Source organism: Bacteroides sp. f07 (assembly GCF_042854785.1).
Classification (GTDB): Bacteria; Bacteroidota; Bacteroidia; order Bacteroidales; family Bacteroidaceae; genus Bacteroides.
The window spans coordinates 1030244-1055105 of sequence record NZ_BAABXI010000002.1; the positions used below are offsets into that span (position 1 = coordinate 1030244).

Sequence of the window (24862 nt, forward strand, 5' to 3'; positions counted from 1 at the left end):
AAATGATGAAAAAACTGATATATGATTCCGCTCTGCTTCTTTTAGGGTGTCTGCTATGGACGGGATGCAATAATGATGAGGACCTGACCGTCTATTCCACCGAGGGCGCGAAAACGGAGTTGGGACAGAAGATAATTGCCGGGAGTGACGGATACGTCGGACAATATTTCTCGGACACTACTTATACGCTGGCTCCGGGTGTAAAGGCTTTGGAGATGGAAATTCTTTCTGCCACAGGTATGGCAGTAAAGATGTTTGTACTGGAAGTCGATTTGAAAGACACGCACCTGACGATGAAGGCTTCGTCTCCCAAAGACGAAGGCAAGCTGAAAACCAAACAACAAATGACGTTGCAGGCATTGGCACACGACAAACAGGGAAGCCGTGTACTGGCTGCCGTGAATGGTGATTTCTTTGCTACGGACGGAACACCGCAAGGCATTTACTACCGGAATGGAGTATGTCTGAAGAATACGATGACCGATAATGTATGTACCTTCTTTGCCGTCACGAAGGATAAGAAGGCGGTGATTGGCTCGTATGACGAATATGATACCTATAAGGATGAGATTCAGGAAGCGGTAGGCGGCCGCGTGCGTTTGATGACGAACGGGAATGTGCTTCCTCAGACATCGACAGCACTGGAACCCCGGACGGCTATCGGCGTGACAGACAATAATGTCGTTTATATTTTGGTTGCCGACGGACGTAACTTTTGGTACTCCAATGGCATGAGGTATGCTGAAATGGGAGTTGTCATGAAAGCATTGGGAGCAAAGGACGCTATCAACCTGGACGGCGGTGGTTCGTCTACTTTCATTATCCGCTCGAAGGCGGGATTTGAAGAGAACCGTTTTGCTATCCGCAACTGGCCTTATGATAATGGCGGTGTCGAAAGAGCGGTAGCCAACGGGTTGTTGGTCGTGACAGATAATTAATTGTTTGAATCTTAATAGTTGAATCATTATGATACGAAATAATAGAATGTATAGTTGCCGGCAAGGTCTTCGGGGAATCATCTGTTGCCTGTCCTTGCTGATGGGTATGGCAAGCTGTCAGGACTTTACGGATGATACGGGACGTACAATGCCCGAACCGGATTTGAAGTTTGCGGACGGAACACTGAATCTTCCGTTGGAAGAAAAGGAATATACGGTGGATATTGAATCCAACCTGCCTTGGCGTGTGAAGACTTCCGCCACCTGGATTGACTTGCTCTCGTCGAACGGGATGGGTACGGGAAGTTTCAGAATATCAGTATCCAAGAATGCGAATGTTGCTTCCCGCGAAGCGGAAATTGCAGGCTGGATTATCGAAGGTGCCGAAACAAAGCTGAAAGTGGTACAGGAAGGAGTGGGCATCGCTTTGAAAAAACGTGCGCTGAAAGTAGGAGCGGAAGGCAGTGCGGAAGAAGTAATACCTTTCTCGACAATGGTTACTTACACATACGAATTGTCCGAAGGATGCAACTGGATACACGTAACCGACGGGGCGGCAATTACTCCGGGCGTCGTCAATGAATCGGAACTGAAATTAGCGATTGACCCTTATACGGATATAGACGAGGGACGTACCGCCTCATTGTACCTGAAAGGTTCGAATGGGGTTACCGATGTACTGACAGTAACGCAGGATAAGAAACCTTTGGGAGATATTGATTATCTGAGAATGTTCTACGAAAATGCGAATGGGGATAACTGGACGAAGAAATGGAACTTTGACGCTCCACTGGAAACTAACCCGACAAACTGGTTCGGATTGAAGTTTGAGAATAAGAGGGTAGTTGAGATTGACATTCAGTCTCCGAATAATATCGAAGGAGATATTATCCCCTTATGCAACTTGTCGGAACTGAGAAGCATAAAGTTCAAACATCAGAAGTTAGCAGGTATTCCTGAGGAAATAGGACAACTGTCTCAATTGACCACTTTATGGATAATAGAATCTGCTGCAAGCGGAAACTTGCCGGAATCTTTGGGAGAATGTGAATTATTGACTAGCTTTAACATCTCAAATCATCCAACTGCCACTCCGGCCGGATTTAACAACACGTTTACCGGTAATCTGGATATGTTGATAAATATCCCCGGTATGGTGACAATAAAGGCATATTGCAATAATTTGAGCGGGCCGCTTCCGGTTATTCCACTAGACGGAAATAATAAACCGACCACTTGGAAGAGCCTGAAAGAGTTTATGATTTATACCAACGGATTCAGTGGAAGTATTCCTTACGGATATGGAACGGTAATCGAGAAGAGTGGTTCGACCGGTATATTCCGAGTGAATGATAATCAGTTGAGTGGACAGATACCTGCGGATATCAAGGCATGGTCGCAATATGCAACCCGGAAAGCTGCTTGGATAATGCAAGGGAATAGTCTTACTGAATAAGATAACTTGATTAATTTATTAACTTAACACATTTATCTGTCTGTTTACAATGAGAAAATACTTCGTTATCCTTGTCTTAGTCCTCTGTTCCGTCGGAACATTGAAAGGACAGACCGTATCAGATTCTTTGGCAATCGTTTCTGCACAATGGGAGATAGCACATTCTCAAAAAGGAATAATCCATAAGAGTGCGTCTATACCTCAGCTCTATCAGTGTCCCCAAGTTATCAACCTGATAGAGATTGACCCCGGCAAAGGGATGAAAGCGGGCATTGTCATATCGGACGGTATGAAGAAGACAAGCCGGATAGCTACCGAACATCATGCGCTTGCGGCAATCAACGGCTCTTACTTTGATATGAAGCATGGAAATTCTGTCTGTTTTCTGAAAACGGACAGGCAAGTGATTGATACGACAACGATAAACGAGTTTAAACTGCGTGTCACGGGAGCCATTTATGAACGGAAAGGAAAGATGAAGTTGATTCCCTGGAACAGACAGATAGAAAAAAAATATAAGCGAAAGGTGGGTACAGTATTGGCATCCGGCCCGTTATTATTAAAGGACGGTCGGGTATGTGACTGGAGCTTGTGTGGAAGGGACTTTGTCCGGACCAAGCATCCCCGTAGTGCTGTTTGCATGACGAAGGACGGAAAAATACTGCTCGTCACGGTGAACGGACGTTTTCCGGGGCGTGCCGAAGGGGTGAATATCCCCGAACTGGCACACTTGCTTCGGGTATTAGGCGGTAAGGATGCGTTGAATCTGGACGGTGGCGGTTCCACAACATTATGGCTGTCGGGAGCACCGGAGAATGGTGTCATCAATTATCCTTGTGATAATAAACGTTTCGACCATGCCGGAGAACGCGGAGTGCCCAACATCATTTATATTTATGAATAACCTTATTATTTATTAGCTATCGCACGGCTTGAAGCTGCGAATAAAATGGAAAATGAAATGAAGAAACTTTTAAGATTGTCCCTGTTCGGGCTATTATTATTATGTAGTGTCGTTGTAAACGGAGCACAAGTCCCCAAATATATCTTCTTGTTTATCGGTGACGGCATGGGATTCAACCATGTGGAAGCAACCCAAATTTATGCAGAGAAAGTAGGAACAGATACGGGCGAACGTTCACTGTTATTCCCCACTTTCCCTGTGATGACTCAAGTATGCACGCGCTCGGCTTCTCATTTGATTACGTGTTCATCTGCCGCGGCTACCGCTTTGGCAACCGGAGAAAAAACGACGAACTATGTAATCGGAATGGATGCGGAAAAGAATCATGGGTTAAAATCCCTGGCACGCCAACTGAAAGATAAAGGTTATAAAATAGGAATAATCACCTCTGCCTCTATCGACCACGCTACCCCCGGTGGTTTCTATGCTTCACAGCCCGACCGTTCTATGTATTACGAAATAGGAGCGGATGCCGCCAATTCCGATTTCGATTTCTTCGGCGGAGCGGGATTGCTCGAACCTCGCAGCAAGCGTAACCCTTCGGCACCTTGCCTTTACGACCTGTTTAATCAGAAAGGCTATACGATGTTTCGTGGAATGGACGCTTATAACCGTGCTGCTGCAAAGGATAAAATTCTCCTCTTCCCAACCGATACAGTGAGCAAAAGCCTGAAATATGCGATGGACCGTTCCGGCAAAGACTTGAGTTTGCCTGACTTGACAAAAGCCTGCCTTGCTAATTTTCAGGAAACCGCGAAGAAGGGTTTCTTTATGATGGTAGAAGGCGGAAAAATAGATTGGGCGGCCCATGCCCACGACGGTGGCGCTGTTGTGAAAGAAACCATTGACTTCGACCAATGTATCCGCCTAGCCTATGATTTCTATAAAAAGCATCCGAACGAAACATTGATATTAGTGACTGCCGACCACGAAACAGGCGGTCTTGGACTGGGTAACTCTGATATGAACTTGAATATTGACTTGCTCCAATATCAGAAGTGTTCACAAGAAGCATTGACTACTGCTATGCGTGAAATGAAAAGCGGAAAGGTGATTCCTTCGTGGGAAGACATGAAAGCGTTCTTGAAAAAGAACCTGGGCTTTTGGGAACAAATTAAGATTACTCCGCGTGAAGAACTGGAATTATTGGTTTGCTACGAAGAGTCTTTCTTGAAGAAGAAGTCGAAAGATGTGGTCAGCCTTTACGCGAAAGATGAGCCTTTAGCGGTGGCTGCTATTGCCTTGCTGGATAAGAAGGCATCATTGGGATGGACAACTAAAACTCATACGGGAGCACCCGTGCCATTGTATGCGATAGGCAAGCAGGCTGTTCTTTATTCGGGCAGAAGAGACAATACGGATATGGCTAATGTGCTGCGGAAGTTGTTTAATAGTAAGCAGTAGGTTGCTTTATAGCTTTGGCAGAGGATATTGTCCTAATATAAAATAGAGCCAGCGGTTCCATAGGGAGAGTTGGCTTTATTTTATTCATTATTTCTCTGCTTTCTGCAAATCCCGTCCTTCATAATTACATATCGCCTCTGTCCATTCCTTAGTCAGCGGCATAGACTCATGTTTCTCCAAATCGAAAGTCACCATGATAGACTTGCAGATGCATTTAACCTCGTTCGTATCCGTATCGATTACCCGTTGAATCAGGTGAAAGCTCTTGGTGCCTATCTTGGAGACAGCCGTCTGCACGGCAATGTGGTCTGACGCAAAAATCTGCTTTACGAAATCCGCTTCGATATGAACGACAACGATACCGATCTTTTCCCAATCTACTCCCGGACATACTGAAGCGAAGTATTCAGTCTTCCCTAAATCGTAAAAAGAGAAATAAACAGTGTTGTTGACATGACCGAATTTGTCTACGTCATTGAAGCGCAACTGAATAGGCAACGTGTGGTGAAATACGATTTCTTCCATTGTTTTCACTTAATCTTTTTGAATTCGGCGCAAAAGTACTACTTTTGCGTGTTATTCTCAACAGAAATTAATCAAGAAATGATAGAAGATATTAAAAAAGCCTGTCAGGTGATGAATGAAGGAGGAGTGATTCTCTATCCCACCGATACCGTTTGGGGTATAGGCTGCGACGCGACTAACGAAGAGGCTGTACGCCGTGTATATGAGATTAAGAAACGTGCTGACAGCAAGGCTATGCTGGTATTGGTAGACACTCCCGTGAAGGTGGATTTTTATGTACAAGACGTTCCCGATGTAGCATGGGATTTGATTGAAGTAGCCGACAAGCCGTTGACGATAATTTATTCCGGTGCACGGAATCTGGCACCGAACCTGTTGGCGGAAGACGGAAGTGTGGGTATTCGTGTCACAAACGAAGATTTCTCCAGACGCCTTTGCCAGCAATTCCGCAAAGCGATTGTTTCTACATCGGCGAATGTGAGCGGACAACCCGGTGCCGCTAACTTCAGCGAAATCAGTGATGAAATCAAATCGGCAGTAGATTATATCGTCGGCTTTCGCCAGGATGATATGAGCCGGCCGAAACCCTCAAGTATTATTAAGTTGGACAAAGGTGGAGTGATTAAGATAATTCGCGAATAAATGAAAGAGGAAAAACTGAGTTTATTGCAGCGTTGCATCAAGTGGCGGGAAGCGAATATAAAGGAAAAGCAATTTATCCTGATATTAAGTTTCCTGGTCGGAATCTTCACAGCGTTTGCCGCGTTGATATTGAAGTTCTTTATCCATCAGATACAGAATTTCCTGACCGATAATTTCAATGCAACGGAAGCCAACTACCTGTATCTGGTATATCCGGTAGTCGGAATCTTTTTGGCAGGCTGGTTTGTGCGTAACATTGTCAAAGATGACATCAGCCACGGAGTAACCAAGATTCTATATGCCATTTCCCGCAGGCAGGGACGCATCAAACGACATAATATCTGGTCGTCCACCATCGCCAGTGCGATAACCATCGGATTCGGTGGTTCGGTAGGAGCAGAGGCACCGATTGTTCTGACAGGTTCGGCTATCGGCTCCAATTTGGGAAGCGTATTCAAGATGGAGCATCGTACCTTGATGTTGCTCGTAGGCTGTGGAGCGGCAGGCGCCATTGCCGGTATCTTTAAGGCACCGATTGCCGGACTGGTATTTACTTTGGAAGTGCTGATGATTGACCTGACCATGTCTTCTCTGCTTCCTCTGCTGATTTCGGCAGTGACGGCGGCTACCGTTTCCTATATAACTACCGGTACGGAAGCCATGTTCAAGTTTCATCTCGACCAGGCATTCGAATTGGAACGTATTCCTTTCGTTATCCTTTTGGGCATCTTTTGCGGACTGATTTCTCTCTATTTCACACGTGCCATGAACTCAGTGGAAGGCGTTTTCGGGAAACTGAAGAATCCTTATAAAAAACTGGCTTTCGGTGGCGTGATGTTGAGCATACTGATTTTCCTTTTCCCGCCTCTTTACGGTGAAGGATACGATACGATTAACCTTTTGTTGAATGGTACGTCTGCCGCGGAGTGGGATACGGTGATGAACAACTCTATGTTCTACGGCTATGGCAACCTGTTGCTGGTATATCTGATACTGATTATCCTGCTGAAAGTTTTTGCATCCAGTGCGACGAATGGTGGCGGTGGTTGTGGCGGTATCTTTGCTCCTTCACTGTACCTGGGTTGTATTGCCGGGTTCGTCTTTTCCCATTTCAGCAATGACTTTGAATTTTCTGCCTATCTGCCCGAAAAGAATTTCGCTTTGATGGGAATGGCTGGAGTAATGAGCGGAGTTATGCACGCCCCATTGACAGGGGTGTTCCTGATTGCAGAACTGACCGGTGGGTATGACTTGTTCCTTCCGCTGATGATTGTATCTGTGAGTTCGTATCTGACAATTATCGCGTTCGAGCCCCATAGTATCTACTCCATGCGTTTGGCAAAGAGGGGACAACTGCTTACTCATCACAAAGATAAAGCAGTACTGACATTGATGAAAATGGAGAATGTGGTGGAAAAGGATTTTGTTGTCGTGCATCCCGAAATGGACTTGGGCGAATTGGTAAAAGCCATCGCTGCTTCCCACCGAAACGTGTTCCCGGTAACGGACAAGAAAACAGGTGAACTGTTGGGAATTGTCTTGCTCGACGATATCCGCAACATCATGTTCCGTCAAGAACTTTATCATCGTTTCACTGTTAGTAAATTAATGACATCTGCTCCTGCTAAGATATTCAATACGGACGGAATGGAACAGGTGATGCAGACGTTTGACGATACCAAAGCCTGGAATCTTCCCGTAGTTGACGAAGAAGGACGTTATGAAGGCTTTGTCTCTAAATCGAAGATATTTAACTCATACCGACAAGTACTGGTACATTTTTCGGAAGACTAGCCGGCACCGGCAACCGGAAAGGTGCCGGAGTCAGGTTTCTATGCAGATAAAGGTAGATAAAAGTAAGAAGATTATGAAAAAAGAAGACTTAAGAATAGTATATATGGGTACTCCCGATTTTGCGGTGGAGGCCCTGCGGCAGTTAGTAGAAGGTGGTTACAATGTCGTGGGTGTGATAACGATGCCCGATAAACCTGCCGGACGTGGACATAAAATACAGTATTCTCCTGTCAAGCAATATGCGCTCGAACAGAATTTGCCATTGCTTCAACCGGAAAAGTTGAAGGATGAGGCTTTTGTGGAAGCATTGCGTGAATGGAAAGCGGATTTGCAGATTGTAGTAGCCTTCCGTATGTTGCCGGAGGTGGTATGGAATATGCCACGATTGGGCACTTTTAATCTTCATGCGTCTCTGCTTCCCCAATATCGCGGGGCTGCTCCCATCAACTGGGCAGTAATTAACGGTGATACGGAAACAGGTATTACTACTTTCTTCCTGAAACATGAGATAGATACCGGAGAAGTAATCCAGCAAGTCCGTGTGCCTATCGCGGATACGGATAATGTGGAAGTGGTGCATGATAAACTGATGGTGTTAGGCGGTAAATTGGTGGTTGAAACGGTAGATGCCATCTTGAACGGTACGGTGAAACCGATACCCCAAGAAGAAATGGCTGTTGTCGGTGAGCTTTGTTCCGCTCCGAAAATATTCAAGGATACCTGCCGGATTGACTGGAACCAACCGGTGAAGAAAGTCTATGATTTTATCCGCGGACTATCCCCTTATCCTGCTGCATGGAGCGAACTCACTACTTCTGAAGGCGAAACCATAGTCGTGAAAGTCTTTGAAACCGAGAAGATTATCGAATCCCACCAACTGCCCGTCGGAATGATTGTGTCGGATGGAAAGAAATACATTAAGGTAGCTGTGCCGGATGGATTCGTATCTGTCCTTTCATTGCAATTCCCCGGCAAAAAACGTCTGAAAACGGATGAATTGCTTCGCGGATACCGTCTGGCAGATGGATGTAAGATGAAATAACCCAATAATATAGATAACATGAACTGTCTCGAATTTGAGACAAACCGAACCTAAAATAAAAGAATTATGAAACCAATTATCGCTCCTTCCATTCTTTCCGCCGATTTCGGATACTTGGCGAAAGATATTGAAATGGTGAACCGCAGTGAGGCGGAATGGGTACATATTGATATTATGGACGGAGTATTTGTCCCTAATATATCATTCGGCTTTCCGGTACTGAAATATGTTGCAAAGTTGAGCAAGAAACCGCTGGATGTGCATCTGATGATTGTAAACCCGGAGAAGTTTATTCCGGAAGTGAAAGCACTGGGTGCTCATACGATGAACGTGCATTATGAAGCTTGTCCGCACTTGCACCGCGTGATTCAGCAAATCAAGGAAGCTGGAATGCAACCTGCCGTGACAATCAATCCGGCAACTCCGGTAGCTTTGCTCCAGGATATTATCCAAGATGTATATATGGTGCTTGTCATGAGTGTTAATCCGGGATTCGGCGGACAGAAGTTCATAGAACATTCAGTAGAGAAAGTACGCGAACTGCGTGCCTTGATTGAACGGACAGGTTCGAAAGCCTTGATTGAAGTGGATGGGGGCGTAAATTTGGAAACAGGTGCCCGTCTCGTTGAGGCAGGAGCCGATGCCTTGGTGGCGGGCAATGCAGTCTTTGCAGCCCCGGACCCTGAAGGGATGATTCGCCAACTGCATAACTTGTAGTTATAACGCGTTGAATACGTTTTATCTTCATAAATATCCGTCTATACGCCTGATTATCCCTTGGATAGCAGGCGTTTTTTGTGGTGACCGCTTTTTCGGTTGTTCACCGCAACTCTTCTGGGGAATTCTTCTATTCTGCTTTTTCTTTGGATTGTCCATAGCCTTTTATTTCCTTGAACGTTACGCATTGCGCTGGTGTTTCGGGATTATTGCCTTTGCTCTTTGTTTTACAGGCGGATGGATTGGCATAACTTGGCAACTGCAACAAACAACGGATTATACTTTTCCGAAAGAAGAGACTGTTTATCGGGTTTTGATAACGGACGTGCCTCAAGCTAAGGAACATACTTATCTCTGCCAAGTATTATTAAAGGAACATTGTGACTCTATCGACAGCTACCCGATAGAACGAAAATCAATCCTTTATCTGCAACGAGATTCGGCAAGTTCCCGATTAAAGAGCGGAGATGAACTGTTAGTATCCACCCGCATATCTCCACCTGTCAACAATAAGAACTTCGATGAATTTGATTATGCCCGCTATCTGACGAGGAGGGGGATTAGTGGAACGGGCTACGTCCCATCCGGAAAGTGGATTCTGTTATCTTCAAACTCATCCCCTATTTCTTTATCTTTACCGCCAGGCGATACCGTTAATCGTTCTTCCGGTATGAGTATTCTTAATCTTAGGAATATAGCCAACTTTTGTCGGGGGAAAGTAATCTCTCTTTATCGTGAGTTAGGATTTGATGATGATGAGCTGGCCGTGCTTTCTGCATTGACCATAGGAGATAAGACAGACCTGAGTGAATCAGTTCGTGAGAGCTATTCTATAGCCGGCGCAAGTCATATTCTTGCTCTATCCGGTCTGCATATCGGGCTTTTATGTGCCTTGCTTCTCTTTATCTTGAAACCACTAGCCAAAAGAGGGAAAACAGGCCGATGTGTACGTGCTGTTTTGCTCTTTCTTTTATTATGGGCTTTTGCCTTTCTTACAGGACTTTCACCATCGGTAGTCCGTTCGGTCACTATGTTTTCTCTTTTGGCTGTTGCGGGTATATTCGGCCGCCAATCTTTTTCTTTGAATACATTGGCTGCTACTGCCTGGATAATGTTGCTTTGTAATCCGGTATGGCTGTTTGATGTAGGCTTTCAACTTTCTTTTGTTGCAGTAATTTCTATTTTACTTCTTCAGCCACCTGTCTACCGTTTGTTTACAATGAAAAATAAAATAGGTAAATATGTTTGGGGAATACTGAGTGTATCCATTGCTGCACAAGTGGGGACGGCTCCACTGGTAATGTTTTACTTTTCCCGCTTCTCCACACACTTTCTGCTGACTAATTTAGTTGTTATTCCTTTGGTAACCATCATCTTGTATGTTGCTATTCTTATGTTGTTCCTCACTCCGATTTCGTGGTTTCAGGTATGGGTAGCGGAAGGAGTAAGAAGACTATTGGAAGTTCTGAATCTATTTGTACGATGGGTGGAACAACTACCTTATTCATCTATTGATGGAATATGGCTTTATCAATTGGAAGTATTCGGTATTTATGTCTTTCTGTCTCTGTTGTTCTATTATTTCAAGGTTCGACGGTGCAGGAATCTGATAATCTGTCTTTGTTCCATCCTGTTATTAAGTGTTTGCCATGTTATGATGTATTGGATTGGTCGTCCGCAGTCCAGCCTGGTCTTTTACAATGTGCGCGGTTGTCCGGCTGTCCATTGCATTGAGAGTGACGGGCATTCCTGGATAAACTATGTCGATACACTCCCGGACAAGAAACTTCTGAAACGGGTGGCAACTAACTATTGGAATCACCACCACCTTCTATTGCCGGAAGAAATAACTGCCGATTGTCAGACCGGCGCATTTTCCCGTCAGCAACAAATAATATCCTATTACGGATGCCGTGTCTGCATGGTGACCGACAACCGTTGGCGGAACAAATCGGCTGTTTCTGCGTTATATACTATTGATTATCTTTACTTATGCAAAGGCTATGACGGTCATCTGGAAGAACTAACCAAACTCTTTGCTCCCGGCTGTATCCTGTTGGATGCCTCTCTTTCGGAACGCCGCAAAAAACATCTTGAAGAGGAGTGCAGGCAATCCGGTTTGCGTTTTATCTCTTTATCCGAAGAAGGTTCTGTTTGCTTTTTGCTCTAAGTACAAAGAATTATCGTACATTTGCACCCTGATAAAATAGATGAGTATGTTAACAAAAGTAATAGAACAAGCCAAAATAGACCATTTCACAAAATGGTTCGAACGAGCTGACAAAATAGTAATTGTATCTCATGTATCTCCTGATGGCGATGCCATTGGTTCCTCACTGGGATTATATCATTTTCTGGACTCACAGGAAAAGACAGTAAACGTAATCGTGCCTAACGCCTTTCCCGATTTCCTGCGATGGATGCCGGGTAGCAAGGATATTCTTCTGTACGACCGTTACAAGGATTTTGCGGACAAACTGATAGCTGAAGCTGACGTAATCTGTTGCCTGGATTTCAATGCATTGAAGCGTATTGACGATATGGCGGATGCTGTAGCGGCTTCTCCTGCCCGTAAGATAATGATAGACCATCATTTGTATCCCGAAGAATTCTGTAAGATAACCATGTCTTATCCCAAGATTTCTTCTACTTCCGAACTGATATTCCGCCTGATTTGCCGGATGGGTTATTTCAGTGACATATCCAAGGAAGGTGCCGAATGCATTTACACAGGTATGATGACAGATACCGGTGGCTTTACCTACAACTCGAACAACCGGGAGATTTACTTCATCATCAGCGAACTTCTTTCCAAAGGAATTGACAAGGATGATATCTACCGTAAAGTCTACAATACATACTCCGAGAGCCGTTTGCGCCTGATGGGATACGTATTGTCGAACATGACTGTTTATTCGGATTATAACGCTGCATTGATAACGTTGACAAAAGCCGAGCAAAGCAAGTTTAATTATATAAAAGGTGATAGTGAGGGTTTTGTCAATATCCCTCTTACCATCAAGAACGTCTGTTTCTCCTGCTTTTTGCGGGAAGATACCGAGAAGCCGATGATTAAGATTTCCCTTCGTTCGGTGGGGACTTTCCCATGCAATCAGCTAGCTGCCGAATTTTTTCACGGCGGTGGGCATCTGAACGCGTCCGGCGGTGAATTTTTCGGAACGATGGAAGAAGCAAAAGCGGTTTTCGAGAAAGCATTGGAGAAGTATAAACCATTACTAACAGCCAAAAGCTAAAGATGGAAGGTTAAAAGTGAATATGGAAAGGTTAAAAGATACGAACTTTCAACTTCCCCCTTTCAACTTTTGATGATTTTAAGATACATTTGTACGGAATATAGCTAAATAACAGATAATGAAGAAACTTGTATTTTTATTTCTCTCCTTGTTAACCGCTGGAAGTCTGTTCCAGGCATGCGACAATTCAAAGACCTATGCAGAAATGCTGGAAGATGAGAAAAATGCTGTAGAGAGGTTTATCAAAGATAGTGCGATTCATGTGATTTCTGTAGATGAATTCGAGCGGAATGATACCGTGACGAAAGCGAAAGCGAATGGAGATGCTTATGATGAATTCGTCTTCTTCTCCGGTGAGGGGGTATATATGCAGATTATAGACCGTGGAGACTATGATGTAAATGATAAAGATGCTTATAAATTTGTAGACGGCAACATCATCTGTACCCGTTATGCGGAAACAAACGTTGATACCCGTGAACTCGCAGCCTTCAATATTCCTTTGGAAGAATACATGGATGCCGGACAATTATATGCTTATCCTGCCGTATTCCGTTATGTGAAAGCAGAAACTTATTCAGCCGGTACATTCATAGAGATGGACTATGTATGGGGACAATATTATGCAAGTACTGCTGTGCCTCAAGGATGGCTTTTAGCATTGCCTTATCTGCGTGACAATGCTCACGTACGTCTTATCGTTCCTTCAAAAATGGGACACCAGTCAGCGCAACAATACGTGACTCCTTACTTCTATGATATCACGGAATTCCGTAAAAGACGAAGCTAAGACACTAACATTTAAATAAATCTTTTAGTAAGAAACCTATGACTCTAATCAAATCTATCTCTGGCATCCGCGGAACAATCGGCGGAGGCGCGGGTGAAGGACTGAATCCGCTTGACATTGTTAAATTCACCTCAGCTTATGCTACTTTGATTCGCAAAACTTGCAAAGTACAGAGCAACAAAATTGTAGTGGGACGTGATGCCCGCATCTCAGGTGAAATGGTAAAAAACGTAGTAGTCGGCACCTTGATGGGAATGGGCTGGGATGTTGTAGACATCGACCTGGCTTCTACTCCGACCACAGAACTAGCTGTAACAATGGAAGGCGCTTGTGGCGGTATTATCCTGACAGCTTCTCACAACCCGAAACAGTGGAATGCGCTGAAATTGCTGAATGAACATGGCGAATTCCTCAATGCAGCCGAAGGTAACGAAGTACTTCGTATCGCCGAAGCTGAAGAATTTGACTATGCAGATGTAGACCACCTGGGTTCTTATCGCAAAGACCTTACCTACAATCAAAAACATATCGACAGCGTATTGGCTCTTGACCTGGTAGATGTTGAGGCTATCAAAAAAGCTGATTTCCGTGTAGCTATCGACTGTGTCAATTCAGTAGGCGGCATCATCCTTCCTGAACTTTTGGAACGTCTGGGTGTGAAGCATGTAGAAAAACTCTACTGCGAACCTACCGGAAACTTCCAACACAACCCGGAACCGCTTGAAAAGAACCTCGGTGACATCATGAACTTGATGAAAGGTGGAAAAGCGGATGTAGCATTTGTAGTGGACCCTGATGTTGACCGTCTGGCAATGATTTGCGAAAATGGGGTAATGTACGGTGAAGAATATACACTGGTTACTGTTGCCGACTATGTACTGAAGCATACTCCGGGCAACACGGTATCAAACCTGAGTTCTACCCGTGCCCTGCGTGATGTAACCCGCAAATACGGTATGGAATACAATGCTTCTGCCGTAGGCGAAGTGAACGTAGTAACGAAGATGAAAGCAACCAATGCCGTTATCGGTGGTGAAGGAAACGGGGGAGTAATCTATCCCGCCAGCCACTACGGACGTGACGCATTGGTAGGTATCGCTTTATTCCTTAGCCACTTGGCTCACGAAGGAAAGAAAGTCAGCGAACTCCGCGCTACTTATCCGCCTTACTTTATCGCTAAGAACCGTGTAGACCTTACTCCGGAAATTGACGTAGACGCTATCCTTGCTAAGGTAAAGGAAATCTATAAAGATGAAGAAATCAATGACATCGACGGTGTGAAGATTGACTTTGCTGATAAATGGGTGCACTTGCGCAAGAGTAATACGGAACCCATTATCCGTGTATATAGCGAAGCATCTACAATGGAAGCTGCCGAAGAAATCGGTCAGAAGATTATGAATGTGATTAATGAGCTGGCGAAGAAATAACAGTCTCATTTATATCGAAATAAAAGAAAGGAGAGCTTGACAACCAAGCTCTCCTTTCTTTTATTATTATAGGCTTTCAATTTCATCGGGTGAGAATCCGGTTGCTGATGCAATAGCCTCAGTGGCAACTCCCAGTTCTTTTAATTTTCGGGCAGTTTCGATACGGGCTTCCAGCATACCTTCCTCTTTGCCTTCTTTCCTGCCTTCTTCCAGACCTTTCTTTCTTCCTTCTTCCAAGCCTTTCTTTTGGGCGAAGTCCAGCGTATTGAAATAGTCGTTATAGAATTTCCATTCCTCTTCGTATTGTGCCCTTTCTTCTTGGGTCATATTTGCTTTGGAAGCCATCTTTTCCAGTCGTTCGAAGACGGCTTTACGAGCCTTGAAAGGCATTCGGTCAAGTGTATCCATATGCTTTAAAATATAAATCCAACGTTCAAAGTCAGTACTACATTCATCCTCTTCTTTGTTAAAGTTAGGCAGTTCGATAAAAATCTGTCTGAACTTTCCGTTGAAGACTTTTCCAGTATCCCGGTCAGCTAAGACGACATCTGTTCTTATCTTTGCGGGTATGTCCTTGTTCATCACAAAATTCATGAAGAACACTCCATATACAGCATCCAATTGGAAATCCCAGATTCCCTTTTTGGCTTGTTGCGTGATAGCTCTTGAGAGATAGAACAGTGCACGGTCTTTAAAATAAGGCTGTTCCCTGTTCTGCATTTCTACGATAATACGCTCGCCGGTGTCGGTTACGCAGTAGATGTCGTAGATGATTCCCCGTTCTGTTTTTACTTCCGGCAGTTGTTCGTTGTTGAGGAACTGTATGTCGGTGATTACGTGCTCGCCTACGAGCAAATCATTCAAGAAGTCGATTAACAGCTCCTTTTCTACCTCTCTGCCGAATAAAAACTTAAAGCCATAGTCGGTAAAGGGATTGATAAATCTTCCCATTATACTTGTTGGTTGTGTATGTTATAACAAAGGTAGTTCTTTTTTGCTCACTTTAGCACTGACTTGGCTTATTTTTTTCTTATCTGCCGGACTTGTCTGAAAAGCAGTAAAGCGCCTGCGCATCCGCCACCGATAAGCCATAACGTGGCATATCCAGTTCTCTTCTGCTTTTCACTCTGTTTTTGTTGCCGGACGATTTGATAAGTCATATCTGTCTTTTCCTTACTCTTTCCGGCATTCATCATTAGGGTGTCAGTTTTTTGTTCGTTGTAATTCTTCTCTGCGGTAGACGCATTCTGTCTTTTCCGATGTATAATAGTCGTTTGTTCCATATATTCCTCAATGGAACTTTGATGAAGGGCAGAAGAGTCCGACGCTTGCTTCTGTGATAAGTGTGCATCCTTTTTCTGCCGTGTTTCTTGCGTAGTTTGAGAAATGATGGAAACATCAGCCTTTTCCGTTGACAAGGTGGAACTCTTGTAGCTACTACAAGAAGCCGTATATAAGCAGAGTCCAAGACATAATCCGGTCAGCGATACACCCCGCAGCCAGGTTCTGACATCAAAGCATGGGCAGGCTTTGATGAATTCATTCGGTTCTATACGTCCGTCACCATTCAGGTCGGGTGAAGTGTCACGATGTCCGAGGATGGTCCGTATGCCGAAATATTCATGTTGCAGCCGGCTGATAAGCGTTTTCATGGCTTCTTTTTGTTTCGGAGTACGCGTATCGGCAGGATGCCCGCAAGCGTCCAGTCCGCCGATATAGCAGATGCCGATGCTTCGGTTGTTCCAGCCGATACAATGTGCGCCCGGTTTTTCGATAGCTCGTCCGTTCTCGATAGTTCCATCTAGGCGGATAACAAAATGATAGCCGATACCGTTGAAACTCCGTTGGCGGTGCCATCGGTCTATATCTGCCGCGGTGAAATCTTGTCCGCAAGGTGTGGCGGAACAGTGGATAATGATTGAGTCGATTGTTCTCATGATTCGTTTCATGTTTATTTGAGAGGTGGTAATAATGAATATAAAGGATTTAGTAGTCGGAAGCCGGAGTACGATGCGTGCATCCGTGAATAACACATTGCTTGATTTCCAGTTCCTTGAGAGCTAATTCCGTTTCGTGGCAATGGTTTATCCATTCCAGTTTGTCGGCTTGTTCTTTCCGCAGTTCATTTTGGAGAGAGTCGATAGTCGTATCCCGTTGGGAGAGTCGTTCTTCCAGCCAGTCCACCTGTTTTCGGTGGTTTTCGGCTGTCAGGTCATCCAGAGACGCTTCCTCGCGGCGTGCATCCGTTTTGCGGTGCGTCAGGAAGTGAATGAGCCATTTTATAGCTTCCAGTCCGCCTAAAGCACTGATAAGGGTAATAATATTCGCTGTTTCCATAAGGGGAGATACAATAAAAGTGCCCGTTGAGTACTTTACTTGCTTTGCGGCTAGTTAGTCTGGGGCACTTTTACGTTTTATGCAGGAATGTTATGCAGCCGGGTCTGGATCCGGTGTTTCTCCGCCATCATCCGGATTGCCACCGGGTTTGTTATCGTCCGGGTTGTCTGTTCCCTCCGAACCGCTGGTCTTATTTACGCGGTCCACATCTTTCAGACTCAATCCGTCGGTACGTGTGGTGGTTCCCGTGTTCAGACGAATATCTTTGTTGGCACGGAAGCAGATACGCAAGCCTGTGATGTCGGCAGCGGTAAAATCCTCTGCCGCATCTGTCCCTTTGCTTTGGGCGGCAAGATAGAAGTATCCCAGGCCGCTGATGTTGACTATCCGTCCGTCAATTAACTTCTGCTTCAATAATGTCCTGAAATCCTTTAATACACTGAAGGCTTCACCTTCGCTTACACCGGAAGTCCGGCCTATCTCCTGGGCGATTTCGTCCAAAGTACTCGGATTGCTGTACTGGTACGTGATTTGCGGATAAGTCTTTTTAGCCGAATCCATGTTTGTCAGGTCGACAGGTCTTGTGATTTTTTTGAATAAGATTGCCATAATCGGTTTCCTTTCTTTGTTTTAGTTTCTAAATTCTTATTACTTCGCTAACGTTAACGATACAAAGATAAGGGTTCGATGGCGAGGGGACAAGGACAGGGGAAATGCTGTCTTGTGAAACTTTATGTATCTGCATATCAGTTTGTTACTGTTGCTTTGAAAGTCTCATTGTCAGGAAGATTTCCCCATCAGGTAAGGATACGGACAAAAGAAGGAGGAAGAGCGGCAGTTTATCGGCTAGGTATAAACCAGTCGAGATTATAGGAATCCAGTAGGTCATCAAGTTCTTTCAGTGAATTCTCGCCCAAGAGGCGTATTCTGCTGACTTCCCATCGGCTATGCTGGATTAGATCTCCTAATGTGTATACGTCTAGTACAGACAGGCCGTTTTTGCAGCGAGTGGATATAGGAAGTTTTCTGATTTTAATGCCTAATATTTCTTTCTGAGCTCTTTCTTTTTCTTGCTTGATTTTTAATTGTCGGTCCAATTCCATGTTCTCCGTAGAGATGTTTATGCTTAGATTGAGTAAACGTTTATTTTCTTCAAGCAGTTCCACGTATTTTTTGCCGAATTCCAGTCGCTTCATGCCTTGTGAAAGAAGAGTTCTGATTCGTGTCGGGGTGAGTTGATGCTTTGCGCTGATTTCTTCGATTTTATGTCCGCGAAGGAACATTCTTACGATGTCGAGAGTTCTTTCGTCTTTATTGACAGACAACATTTGGTATGCTATACCGAATAAAGTGACCAGTAAATTACTGTTTTTATAAATATCGCTGTATATCCAGTTTCTGTCCCTAAGGTTCCTGCATATTTGCTGATACTCTTGTTCCAGTTTGCTAATCTCCGCTTTGTATTCTTTGATATTCCTTTCTGCCTCCTTGATATTTCCGAAAGATGCTTGCAGTGCTTCTACTGATTGAAAATCCACAAGCGTACCGGTGGTTGCTCTCTTTCCTGCCAGTAATAATCCTCTGTCTATCCAGTTTTTGATGGTTTGAGGGTGTACATTGAATATTTCCGCCGCTTCTTGTCGTGTGATATAATTCTTTTTCATCGGGTTTGTTTTTTTGTTATACAGCAACAAAGATAAAGAATTTTTAGACTAACGGTCATCAATTGGTTGAGAAATGTGATTTCCATCTCCAGAATGCCTTCATTAGCCCTTCTTCGCTGATACTGTTGATATTGTATCGTTCGATGAAGCAGCGGACAGATTCGATATAAGGAATTCCCAGTTGGCGTCGGTCGATAATCATCCTGTCGAAAAGTTCAAGTTGAAGTTGATTCAGTGTTCGTTGCTCGAAAAGCCGGATGGCGTCTTGTGTCAGATAATTGTAACTTGCCGGATTTTTTCCCCGATGTGGGGCAGTCAGTCGCAGGCAGAGATTTCCTGTTTCGCGGAGCGGAGCGTTGGCAGGTCGGCGGGAAAGTGATTCTTGAAGGGTGAATTGCAGGTAGCAACCCGCAGGGAGATGCAGGCTACCGTTTTCTATGGAGTCAGCATATCGTCCATACAGATATTCTGCGAGTAAGGGCTTGATTTGGAAACGCAATGTATAAGACATGATAAATCAAATTAGTGAGGTTTGAACTTGAAAAAGGAAGTGGGCAGACCGGAAAAGTCCGTTATCGGGATAGTTAGCATCCGCCACCGGGGCAGATACCGTCCGGCACCGGGGAAGACACCCTTCGGCACCGGGGAAGGCACCCTTCGGCACCGAGTAAAAATAGTCACCAAATGAGGAGTGTCTCTGTTATTTTCCCGGTGGACGTTCCAATTCCCGGATAGCATCCGGATCGCCGGCATTAGCCTTTCGGACTGTTTCCTGATACACCTCATACGTCACGGGCTTCCGTTCCCCCGGTTCGGGGACGGGAATAGTGTCGGAAGGCGTGGCGGTCGTTTTGCCCTTGCGACATTCCTTGGCATACTGGCGAAGGAACTCCATAATTTTCAGTGGAGTGATGCTGCCGTAGAACGGGCCGTATGTACCTATTTTCACGCGGGCGATGAAAAGACAAATGTCAGCGGCGCTTAGCCACGGATAGGCACAGAGAATGAGCGATACCGTTTCATTCAGTTGCTCGCGCGACATCTGCCAACGGGTTTCGGCGAGAACATTCAGACTGTAGAGTTGCCCTTTCAACCATTCCACGGGGGTGGAACCGCCGTAGAGATTGCCAATCAGAGTCAGCGAAGGAATATCCTTTCTGTCCGCGAGAGTGGCGGGAGTATATCCTGCTATGAGGATGCGTTGCTGAAGTGAGGGCGGATAAGCATGAAAGAAATCATTCGGTGTCGGGAAGCGTTGGTAAAGTGCCTGTAGCTCGGAGCTGCTCGAACCGTTGCTCGGCTTCGGATTGTAGAAGGGGATTGATGTCTGTTGTGAAATGTCCGTTTGTTGCGGTTGCTGTTTCGTTGTTTGCGTGATAGTTGTCATGATAGTGGTCTTTAGAGTGATTGGAAGAGTTGAGTTGAATATCTAGCCAGGAAGCGAAATGCCGGCGGAAGTCCCGTACCGATTTTCGTGATTCCCCCTCGTTCTGCAGTTTCCGGCAGAAATGCTCGAGCCATTTCTCCAGTTCCGGTTGTTTCAGGTGATGGTTTTGGCAAAGCGTCTTGAGCCATTCCTTATTTTGGACAGCCTTAAGATAAGCCTTTCGTGTGGGGATGACGGTAGATTCCTCTTCCGGATTTCCGGTTTTCTGTTCCTCTTCCGGCATTCGATGTTTCTCTTCCGCCATTCCGTGTTCTTCTTCGTGTTCCTGTTCGTAGTATTCTTCTTCCTCTTCCTTTTCCCCCTGCGGGACACCGTTTGGAGCGGGAAGACGGGAAGCATCCTGTTCCGGTAGCTGTCTTGTCTTTTCTATATCTCTGTGGGTTTGTTCGGATAATAACAGCCGTATTTGTTCCGGTAGCTTGTCATATTCTTTCCGCGCGGCAATTTTCATGCTGGGGTTCATGGATTGTTGTGCCATCCAGTCGATAATGATGACATACCCTTCATGGTATATTACTTTCTTGATGACTTCAAGCTTCTTGATACTTCGCCGGACTGCCGGTTCGCTGATATGGCATTCGTAAGCCAGTCTGCGTATGGATGTGTTGTAAGCCCCCAGCATATTGGTAGAAGAATTGGTGTTCAGATAAATCCAAACCAGTTTGTCGGTAGCAGAGAGGTCTTCAAACCATGTCTCGCTCCAGGTACGTACGTTAATGTATCTTCTGGTTTCCATGTCAGTATCTTGATTTAGGTTCTTCATCGTCGTCCTGAGCCATGATTCTGCGGTATGCATCGATGACTTGCCGCGATTTTGGACCGAGGATGCGTCCGCTTAGCGTATTGTACACTGTTTTCTCTGAAACTCCTGCAAGTAGGGCTACTTTTTGCTTCCATCCTCTAGGTGGAATGAGGGGAGTGCGCTGATGTTGGTTACTTTTCTGTTCCATTTGGGTATAATATCTATTAATTTATTATATTTGTCCCCAATTACTTGATAAATGGGAGACTCTGTTTCTTCATTTCGGCGGTAAAAGTAGAGATTAGTATTGATAAAACAAAAGATTATGTCGGAAGATTTGATATATTTCTCAAGAAACCTGATATTTATCAGGAAATTGATAGGGATAACCCAGTCTGGGTTGGCAGAAAAGCTGGGTGTGAAGGCTAATACAATCTCTAATTATGAAAAAGAGGTGACAGCGCCGGATTTTAAAGTATTGGTGAAGTTGTGCAAGCTATTCCGTCTTCCCACCGATATGATGCTGAATAATTTATTGACCGCTTCCGACTTGGAAGCGCTGCCGGACTGGCTGAAAAATGTCCGTCAAAATTTCAATTTGAATGACATTGACGCGCCGCCCGTTTCTCCGGAGATTGTTTCGTCCAATGAAGGAGAGCATCTTTATAACAAGCAACTGCTCGAACTGCTCGAACGGAAGGATGAGACGATAATGGAGCTGAACCGCCGCATCGGGCGGTTGGAGTATAAGATAGAACTGCTTCAGAAAGAGAATAAGTCCGACTTCTGATAGAGGCTCCGGAAAGTAGTGAATTGGGAAAAAAGATGAAGTACCAGCCTGGTTATTGAAAGTCATTTCTTGTCCGGGCGTATGTTATTGTTTCTTAGAGAACCACTCCTTGAACTCCGCCACCCGTGCCTTGCTGACCAGAATCTTTTCCTTGATTCCTGAATAGCGTACATTGATGGATAACCGGCTGTTGAACCATAAATCAATGTCTTTGATAGTTTCCCGCGAAACCAGGTATTGGCGATTGGCGCGGAAGAAAAGGTGAGGATTGAGACAGTCGGTCAGTTCGTCCAGTGTTTGGGTAAAGTTGTATTCTGTGCCGTCGGTTAAAACAGCTTTAACCTGGCAATCTTTGATATAAAATAATTGTATCATATCTATGGAGACAGGCAAGAGCTTGTCTCCTTTCATTGGGATAAGGAAGTGCGTCTTATAGTTCTCCTGCTTTTTGAGCGAATGGAAAAGTTGTAGCAGCTCTTCTGCCTGGTGTGGGTTGTGGCGCGGTTCGCAGTCGTCGGGGGCGGCGGTGTGCTGCAAGTTTCCCAGTTTGGCGAGGGCACGTTCGATGTCTTCCTTACCGATAGGTTTCAGCAAATAGTCGATACTGTTCACTTTGAAAGCCCGCAGAGCATATTCGTCATAGGCGGTGGTGAAGATAATCGGGCAAGTGATACTGACATGATTGAATATCTCGAAAGCCGAGCCGTCCGCCAGATGAATATCCATGAATATCAAGTCCGGCATCGGATGAGAGCCGAACCATTCGATAGTGGAACCGATACTATCCAGTACGGCAGCAATTTCTGCGTCCGGTTTTACTTCGTTGAGCAGTGAGGAAAGGTTGCGTACCGCTGCCTTTTCGTCTTCTATAATGACAGTCTTCATGGTGTTTTGTTTATATATCACTGTTATTGTTGTGCTTCATCAATCAGGGGAATAGAAACGGTAAATTCTTTATCCTCTGTGATTTGTATATCTTGCTTGAATAAGAGGTGGTATCTCTTGGCAAGATTAACCAGTCCGATACCCGTTCCGGGGGTAGCGGTCCATTTGGGCTGAATGTCGTTGCTGACGGATAAGTAGCCATTCCCGTCTGTGGTGATATGGATAGCCAGCGGTTTCCGGTTACTGATTTCATTGTGTTTTACGGCATTCTCAATCAATACCTGCACAGCCATCGGCGGAAGCCGGAAATCTTCGTATGCCTGGTCTATCTGTATGTCGAACTGCAGGTTGTTCTCAAAACGCATCTTTAACAGGAAGATATAAGCGGAAGCGAATTCCATTTCTTCTCGAAGGCTGACACTCTGTGACTCGTTGCCTTGCAGGGTATATCTCAGTACCCGGGAAAGCTCTTGAATATAATCCTGGGCTTTGTCCTGATTCTCACGTACCAATGAACGCAACGTGTTTAACGAATTGAATAGCATATGCGGGTTGAGCTGGTTTTTCAAGACCTCGTATTGGTTGCGGATATTTTCCGCCTGGAGTTGCTCGTTCTCAATAAGCACCTGCTGTTGGCGGTATATCAGATGGATGATATAACAACTGCTGGTGACAAGACACGCCATGATGAAATCCCTCAGCGGATGCAGATAATGGTGTACCATCGCGTCGATAGCCGGAATGTCAAATGTCTTGTGCAGGAAGACAAAGACCTGCCCCAGCAGGTTGCTCAATATCCACGTCAGGACGAAAGAGAGCAGAATCTTTGTTCCCGTAATCTTGATAGACGACTGGTTGAAATGGAACAGCCGTGTATTGACGGCGAAGAGCAGGAGCAAAGACAGAAAAGTAAAGAGTATCTCATTAGCCACATCCATAAACTTCATTCCGGGAAATAACGAATGACTCTCGAAACGGTCGAAAAGGGATACGGATTCCGGGAAATGGATTAGCACCGCCACAGCCACCGAAATGATGACTGTGGAGAGCACATATTTGTCTTTTTTTATTGCCTTTACTATCATACTGCAAAGATAAGGGAATTTTTTAGCGATTAATCGTTTTTCTGAATATGTGCTGTGACATACATGCCTGGTCGGAATTGTGCGTTTGTCTCTTTGATAGAGGAATATACTTCGAGCGAACGGTTGGTTTCGTCCACTTTTTGTCCGATGGAGACTACTGTGCCGTTGAATGTCTGCGTTCCCATCCCGTTGACGCGGAATTGCACGAGACTGCCTGTTTGGATGTCTGCAAGGTCTTTTTCGTAAGTAGTCAGGCAGAGCATCGGGGAGCTTTTATCAATAATCTCACAAAGAGCTTCGCCCGGATTGATATATTTGCCTATATTCATTGCCACATTGGCTGCATAGCCGCTGATGGGGGCTTTCACTTCCAGCAATGGCTGGATACCGTTCTTTAGCAATGTTTCCGGGGTGACGCCCAGAAGTGAGAGTTGCGCGGCAGCGGCATCCTGGCGGCTTTTCATGGAGAGATAATCCGCTTTGCTTTGTTGGAACTTCTTTTGCGAAGCCGCTTGTTCGGCGGAAAGTGCTTTTTGACGCTCGTATTCCGCCAGGAGATATTCCGCCTGTGCATGACTGTCCAGATAAGTCTGTTGCAGGGTGATGAATTCCGGATTTTCCAAGGTGGCGATAACTGCGTTTTTAGCTATATGTTGTCCGGGCAACAGGGAGGTGTTCTTGACCACTCCACCCATCGTTAAGGCTATGGTTGCTTGTCGTTGGGGCGGGAGAACAATGCGCCCGTTGAATGAAACCTGATTCGGTTTTGAAGTTGCGGAAGTGATGGCATCCACTTCGGGTTGTTTCGCTACAGTGTCTGTCGCAACTTCAGTTGCGGAAACCATCCCAGTTTCGTTATCCGTAGTCTGTTGATTGCCCTTACAAGCTGTCAAAGCAAGTAAAAGGACAGGGTAAAATATCTTCTTCATCTTCTGTATTTTATAATAGAATGTATT

Annotated in this window: 25 protein-coding genes; 13 read left to right on the forward strand and 12 right to left on the reverse strand. The window is 45.0% G+C overall.

The window, feature by feature from the left end; translation table 11 throughout:
* Window positions 1-5: 5 nt before the first annotated feature.
* From ACGHVY_RS18985 to ACGHVY_RS19000, 4 genes are read left to right on the forward strand one after another with little or no spacing between them, the layout of a single operon-like run.
* The gene (locus ACGHVY_RS18985; protein WP_390600686.1) at window positions 6-938 is read left to right on the forward strand and encodes a phosphodiester glycosidase family protein; all 933 of its coding nucleotides are present in this window, start codon (window positions 6-8) and stop codon (window positions 936-938) included.
* Between the two features lie 28 nt (window positions 939-966).
* Complete coding sequence (locus ACGHVY_RS18990) at window positions 967-2394, forward strand: BACON domain-containing protein (RefSeq protein WP_390600688.1); 1428 nt, start codon at window positions 967-969, stop codon at window positions 2392-2394.
* A gap of 49 nt (window positions 2395-2443) precedes the next feature.
* On the forward strand, window positions 2444-3298 hold the full coding sequence (locus ACGHVY_RS18995; protein ID WP_390600691.1) for a phosphodiester glycosidase family protein: 855 nt from the start codon (window positions 2444-2446) through the stop codon (window positions 3296-3298).
* Between the two features lie 57 nt (window positions 3299-3355).
* Window positions 3356-4762 carry an alkaline phosphatase gene (locus ACGHVY_RS19000; protein WP_390600692.1) on the forward strand — a complete coding sequence of 469 codons (1407 nt, stop codon included), beginning with the start codon at window positions 3356-3358 and terminating at the stop codon, window positions 4760-4762.
* An 87-nt stretch (window positions 4763-4849) separates the two neighbouring features.
* Here ACGHVY_RS19000 and ACGHVY_RS19005 read toward each other — a convergent pair whose 3' ends face one another.
* Window positions 4850-5287: an acyl-CoA thioesterase gene (locus ACGHVY_RS19005; protein WP_390600983.1), complete on the reverse strand. Its 438-nt coding sequence runs from the start codon at window positions 5285-5287 to the stop codon at window positions 4850-4852.
* A 78-nt stretch (window positions 5288-5365) separates the two neighbouring features.
* Between ACGHVY_RS19005 and ACGHVY_RS19010 the strand changes: the two genes are divergently transcribed.
* From ACGHVY_RS19010 to glmM, 8 genes are all read left to right on the forward strand, one after another.
* Complete coding sequence (locus ACGHVY_RS19010) at window positions 5366-5929, forward strand: L-threonylcarbamoyladenylate synthase (protein WP_390600693.1); 564 nt, start codon at window positions 5366-5368, stop codon at window positions 5927-5929.
* A complete protein-coding gene (locus ACGHVY_RS19015; RefSeq protein WP_308745749.1) occupies window positions 5930-7723 on the forward strand; it encodes a chloride channel protein in 1794 nt (597 codons plus the stop codon).
* 73 nt (window positions 7724-7796) lie between these two features.
* Window positions 7797-8765 (forward strand): methionyl-tRNA formyltransferase, encoded by a 969-nt coding sequence (gene fmt, locus ACGHVY_RS19020; protein WP_390600696.1) that lies wholly within the window; start codon window positions 7797-7799, stop codon window positions 8763-8765.
* A 66-nt stretch (window positions 8766-8831) separates the two neighbouring features.
* Complete coding sequence (gene rpe, locus ACGHVY_RS19025; RefSeq protein WP_308745747.1) at window positions 8832-9482, forward strand: ribulose-phosphate 3-epimerase; 651 nt, start codon at window positions 8832-8834, stop codon at window positions 9480-9482.
* Between the two features lie 10 nt (window positions 9483-9492).
* Window positions 9493-11652, forward strand: a complete 2160-nt coding sequence (locus ACGHVY_RS19030; protein ID WP_390600698.1) for a ComEC/Rec2 family competence protein — start codon at window positions 9493-9495, stop codon at window positions 11650-11652.
* Window positions 11653-11698: 46 nt separating this feature from the next.
* Window positions 11699-12736 carry a bifunctional oligoribonuclease/PAP phosphatase NrnA gene (locus ACGHVY_RS19035; protein WP_175631105.1) on the forward strand — a complete coding sequence of 346 codons (1038 nt, stop codon included), beginning with the start codon at window positions 11699-11701 and terminating at the stop codon, window positions 12734-12736.
* A gap of 118 nt (window positions 12737-12854) precedes the next feature.
* On the forward strand, window positions 12855-13526 hold the full coding sequence (locus ACGHVY_RS19040) for a DUF4827 domain-containing protein (RefSeq protein ID WP_308745745.1): 672 nt from the start codon (window positions 12855-12857) through the stop codon (window positions 13524-13526).
* 38 nt (window positions 13527-13564) lie between these two features.
* Entirely contained in the window at window positions 13565-14956 is a 1392-nt protein-coding gene (glmM, locus tag ACGHVY_RS19045) for a phosphoglucosamine mutase (RefSeq protein WP_308745744.1), read from the forward strand.
* 66 nt (window positions 14957-15022) lie between these two features.
* Here glmM and ACGHVY_RS19050 read toward each other — a convergent pair whose 3' ends face one another.
* The 8 genes from ACGHVY_RS19050 to ACGHVY_RS19085 all read right to left on the reverse strand — a co-directional run bounded on the left by ACGHVY_RS19050 (window position 15023) and on the right by ACGHVY_RS19085 (window position 21140).
* Window positions 15023-15907 (reverse strand): Rpn family recombination-promoting nuclease/putative transposase, encoded by an 885-nt coding sequence (locus ACGHVY_RS19050; protein WP_390600701.1) that lies wholly within the window; start codon window positions 15905-15907, stop codon window positions 15023-15025.
* Window positions 15908-15975: 68 nt separating this feature from the next.
* Window positions 15976-16893: an N-acetylmuramoyl-L-alanine amidase gene (locus tag ACGHVY_RS19055; protein ID WP_390600703.1), complete on the reverse strand. Its 918-nt coding sequence runs from the start codon at window positions 16891-16893 to the stop codon at window positions 15976-15978.
* Window positions 16894-16942: 49 nt separating this feature from the next.
* Window positions 16943-17293, reverse strand: a complete 351-nt coding sequence (locus tag ACGHVY_RS19060; RefSeq protein ID WP_308746612.1) for a hypothetical protein — start codon at window positions 17291-17293, stop codon at window positions 16943-16945.
* A 90-nt stretch (window positions 17294-17383) separates the two neighbouring features.
* Window positions 17384-17902 (reverse strand): HU family DNA-binding protein, encoded by a 519-nt coding sequence (locus tag ACGHVY_RS19065; RefSeq protein ID WP_390600705.1) that lies wholly within the window; start codon window positions 17900-17902, stop codon window positions 17384-17386.
* Window positions 17903-18132: 230 nt separating this feature from the next.
* The gene (locus ACGHVY_RS19070) at window positions 18133-18957 is read right to left on the reverse strand and encodes a DNA-directed RNA polymerase subunit alpha C-terminal domain-containing protein (RefSeq protein WP_390600707.1); all 825 of its coding nucleotides are present in this window, start codon (window positions 18955-18957) and stop codon (window positions 18133-18135) included.
* A gap of 58 nt (window positions 18958-19015) precedes the next feature.
* Window positions 19016-19468, reverse strand: coding sequence for a hypothetical protein (locus tag ACGHVY_RS19075; RefSeq protein WP_390600709.1), 453 nt, complete (start codon window positions 19466-19468; stop codon window positions 19016-19018).
* 189 nt (window positions 19469-19657) lie between these two features.
* Window positions 19658-19999: a DUF6633 family protein gene (locus ACGHVY_RS19080; protein WP_390600985.1), complete on the reverse strand. Its 342-nt coding sequence runs from the start codon at window positions 19997-19999 to the stop codon at window positions 19658-19660.
* Window positions 20000-20192: 193 nt separating this feature from the next.
* On the reverse strand, window positions 20193-21140 hold the full coding sequence (locus ACGHVY_RS19085; RefSeq protein ID WP_390600711.1) for a hypothetical protein: 948 nt from the start codon (window positions 21138-21140) through the stop codon (window positions 20193-20195).
* Window positions 21141-21471: 331 nt separating this feature from the next.
* Between ACGHVY_RS19085 and ACGHVY_RS19090 the strand changes: the two genes are divergently transcribed.
* The gene (locus ACGHVY_RS19090; RefSeq protein WP_308746606.1) at window positions 21472-21936 is read left to right on the forward strand and encodes a helix-turn-helix transcriptional regulator; all 465 of its coding nucleotides are present in this window, start codon (window positions 21472-21474) and stop codon (window positions 21934-21936) included.
* An 84-nt stretch (window positions 21937-22020) separates the two neighbouring features.
* On the opposite strand, the gene ACGHVY_RS19095 is transcribed toward ACGHVY_RS19090, so the two are convergent.
* Genes ACGHVY_RS19095 through ACGHVY_RS19105 form a run of 3 tightly spaced genes read right to left on the reverse strand, consistent with a single transcriptional unit; the run spans window position 22021 to window position 24835 of the window.
* Window positions 22021-22821, reverse strand: a complete 801-nt coding sequence (locus ACGHVY_RS19095) for a LytR/AlgR family response regulator transcription factor (RefSeq protein WP_390600713.1) — start codon at window positions 22819-22821, stop codon at window positions 22021-22023.
* A 23-nt stretch (window positions 22822-22844) separates the two neighbouring features.
* On the reverse strand, window positions 22845-23906 hold the full coding sequence (locus tag ACGHVY_RS19100; protein WP_390600715.1) for a sensor histidine kinase: 1062 nt from the start codon (window positions 23904-23906) through the stop codon (window positions 22845-22847).
* Between the two features lie 29 nt (window positions 23907-23935).
* On the reverse strand, window positions 23936-24835 hold the full coding sequence (locus tag ACGHVY_RS19105) for an efflux RND transporter periplasmic adaptor subunit (protein ID WP_390600717.1): 900 nt from the start codon (window positions 24833-24835) through the stop codon (window positions 23936-23938).
* Window positions 24836-24862 lie beyond the last annotated feature (27 nt).

What these genes read in the sequence shown, in the direction of transcription:
- ACGHVY_RS18985 (WP_390600686.1), top strand. Translation starts at nt 6, where the DNA reads ATGAAAAAACTGATATATGATTCCGCTCTGCTTCTTTTAGGGTGTCTG.
- ACGHVY_RS18990 (WP_390600688.1), top strand. Translation starts at nt 967, where the DNA reads ATGATACGAAATAATAGAATGTATAGTTGCCGGCAAGGTCTTCGGGGA.
- ACGHVY_RS18995 (WP_390600691.1), top strand. Translation starts at nt 2,444, where the DNA reads ATGAGAAAATACTTCGTTATCCTTGTCTTAGTCCTCTGTTCCGTCGGA.
- ACGHVY_RS19000 (WP_390600692.1), top strand. Translation starts at nt 3,356, where the DNA reads ATGAAGAAACTTTTAAGATTGTCCCTGTTCGGGCTATTATTATTATGT.
- ACGHVY_RS19005 (WP_390600983.1), bottom strand. Translation starts at nt 5,287, where the DNA reads ATGGAAGAAATCGTATTTCACCACACGTTGCCTATTCAGTTGCGCTTC.
- ACGHVY_RS19010 (WP_390600693.1), top strand. Translation starts at nt 5,366, where the DNA reads ATGATAGAAGATATTAAAAAAGCCTGTCAGGTGATGAATGAAGGAGGA.
- ACGHVY_RS19015 (WP_308745749.1), top strand. Translation starts at nt 5,930, where the DNA reads ATGAAAGAGGAAAAACTGAGTTTATTGCAGCGTTGCATCAAGTGGCGG.
- fmt (WP_390600696.1), top strand. Translation starts at nt 7,797, where the DNA reads ATGAAAAAAGAAGACTTAAGAATAGTATATATGGGTACTCCCGATTTT.
- rpe (WP_308745747.1), top strand. Translation starts at nt 8,832, where the DNA reads ATGAAACCAATTATCGCTCCTTCCATTCTTTCCGCCGATTTCGGATAC.
- ACGHVY_RS19035 (WP_175631105.1), top strand. Translation starts at nt 11,699, where the DNA reads ATGTTAACAAAAGTAATAGAACAAGCCAAAATAGACCATTTCACAAAA.
- ACGHVY_RS19040 (WP_308745745.1), top strand. Translation starts at nt 12,855, where the DNA reads ATGAAGAAACTTGTATTTTTATTTCTCTCCTTGTTAACCGCTGGAAGT.
- glmM (WP_308745744.1), top strand. Translation starts at nt 13,565, where the DNA reads ATGACTCTAATCAAATCTATCTCTGGCATCCGCGGAACAATCGGCGGA.
- ACGHVY_RS19050 (WP_390600701.1), bottom strand. Translation starts at nt 15,907, where the DNA reads ATGGGAAGATTTATCAATCCCTTTACCGACTATGGCTTTAAGTTTTTA.
- ACGHVY_RS19055 (WP_390600703.1), bottom strand. Translation starts at nt 16,893, where the DNA reads ATGAGAACAATCGACTCAATCATTATCCACTGTTCCGCCACACCTTGC.
- ACGHVY_RS19060 (WP_308746612.1), bottom strand. Translation starts at nt 17,293, where the DNA reads ATGGAAACAGCGAATATTATTACCCTTATCAGTGCTTTAGGCGGACTG.
- ACGHVY_RS19065 (WP_390600705.1), bottom strand. Translation starts at nt 17,902, where the DNA reads ATGGCAATCTTATTCAAAAAAATCACAAGACCTGTCGACCTGACAAAC.
- ACGHVY_RS19070 (WP_390600707.1), bottom strand. Translation starts at nt 18,957, where the DNA reads ATGAAAAAGAATTATATCACACGACAAGAAGCGGCGGAAATATTCAAT.
- ACGHVY_RS19075 (WP_390600709.1), bottom strand. Translation starts at nt 19,468, where the DNA reads ATGTCTTATACATTGCGTTTCCAAATCAAGCCCTTACTCGCAGAATAT.
- ACGHVY_RS19080 (WP_390600985.1), bottom strand. Translation starts at nt 19,999, where the DNA reads ATGTCGCGCGAGCAACTGAATGAAACGGTATCGCTCATTCTCTGTGCC.
- ACGHVY_RS19085 (WP_390600711.1), bottom strand. Translation starts at nt 21,140, where the DNA reads ATGGAAACCAGAAGATACATTAACGTACGTACCTGGAGCGAGACATGG.
- ACGHVY_RS19090 (WP_308746606.1), top strand. Translation starts at nt 21,472, where the DNA reads ATGTCGGAAGATTTGATATATTTCTCAAGAAACCTGATATTTATCAGG.
- ACGHVY_RS19095 (WP_390600713.1), bottom strand. Translation starts at nt 22,821, where the DNA reads ATGAAGACTGTCATTATAGAAGACGAAAAGGCAGCGGTACGCAACCTT.
- ACGHVY_RS19100 (WP_390600715.1), bottom strand. Translation starts at nt 23,906, where the DNA reads ATGATAGTAAAGGCAATAAAAAAAGACAAATATGTGCTCTCCACAGTC.
- ACGHVY_RS19105 (WP_390600717.1), bottom strand. Translation starts at nt 24,835, where the DNA reads ATGAAGAAGATATTTTACCCTGTCCTTTTACTTGCTTTGACAGCTTGT.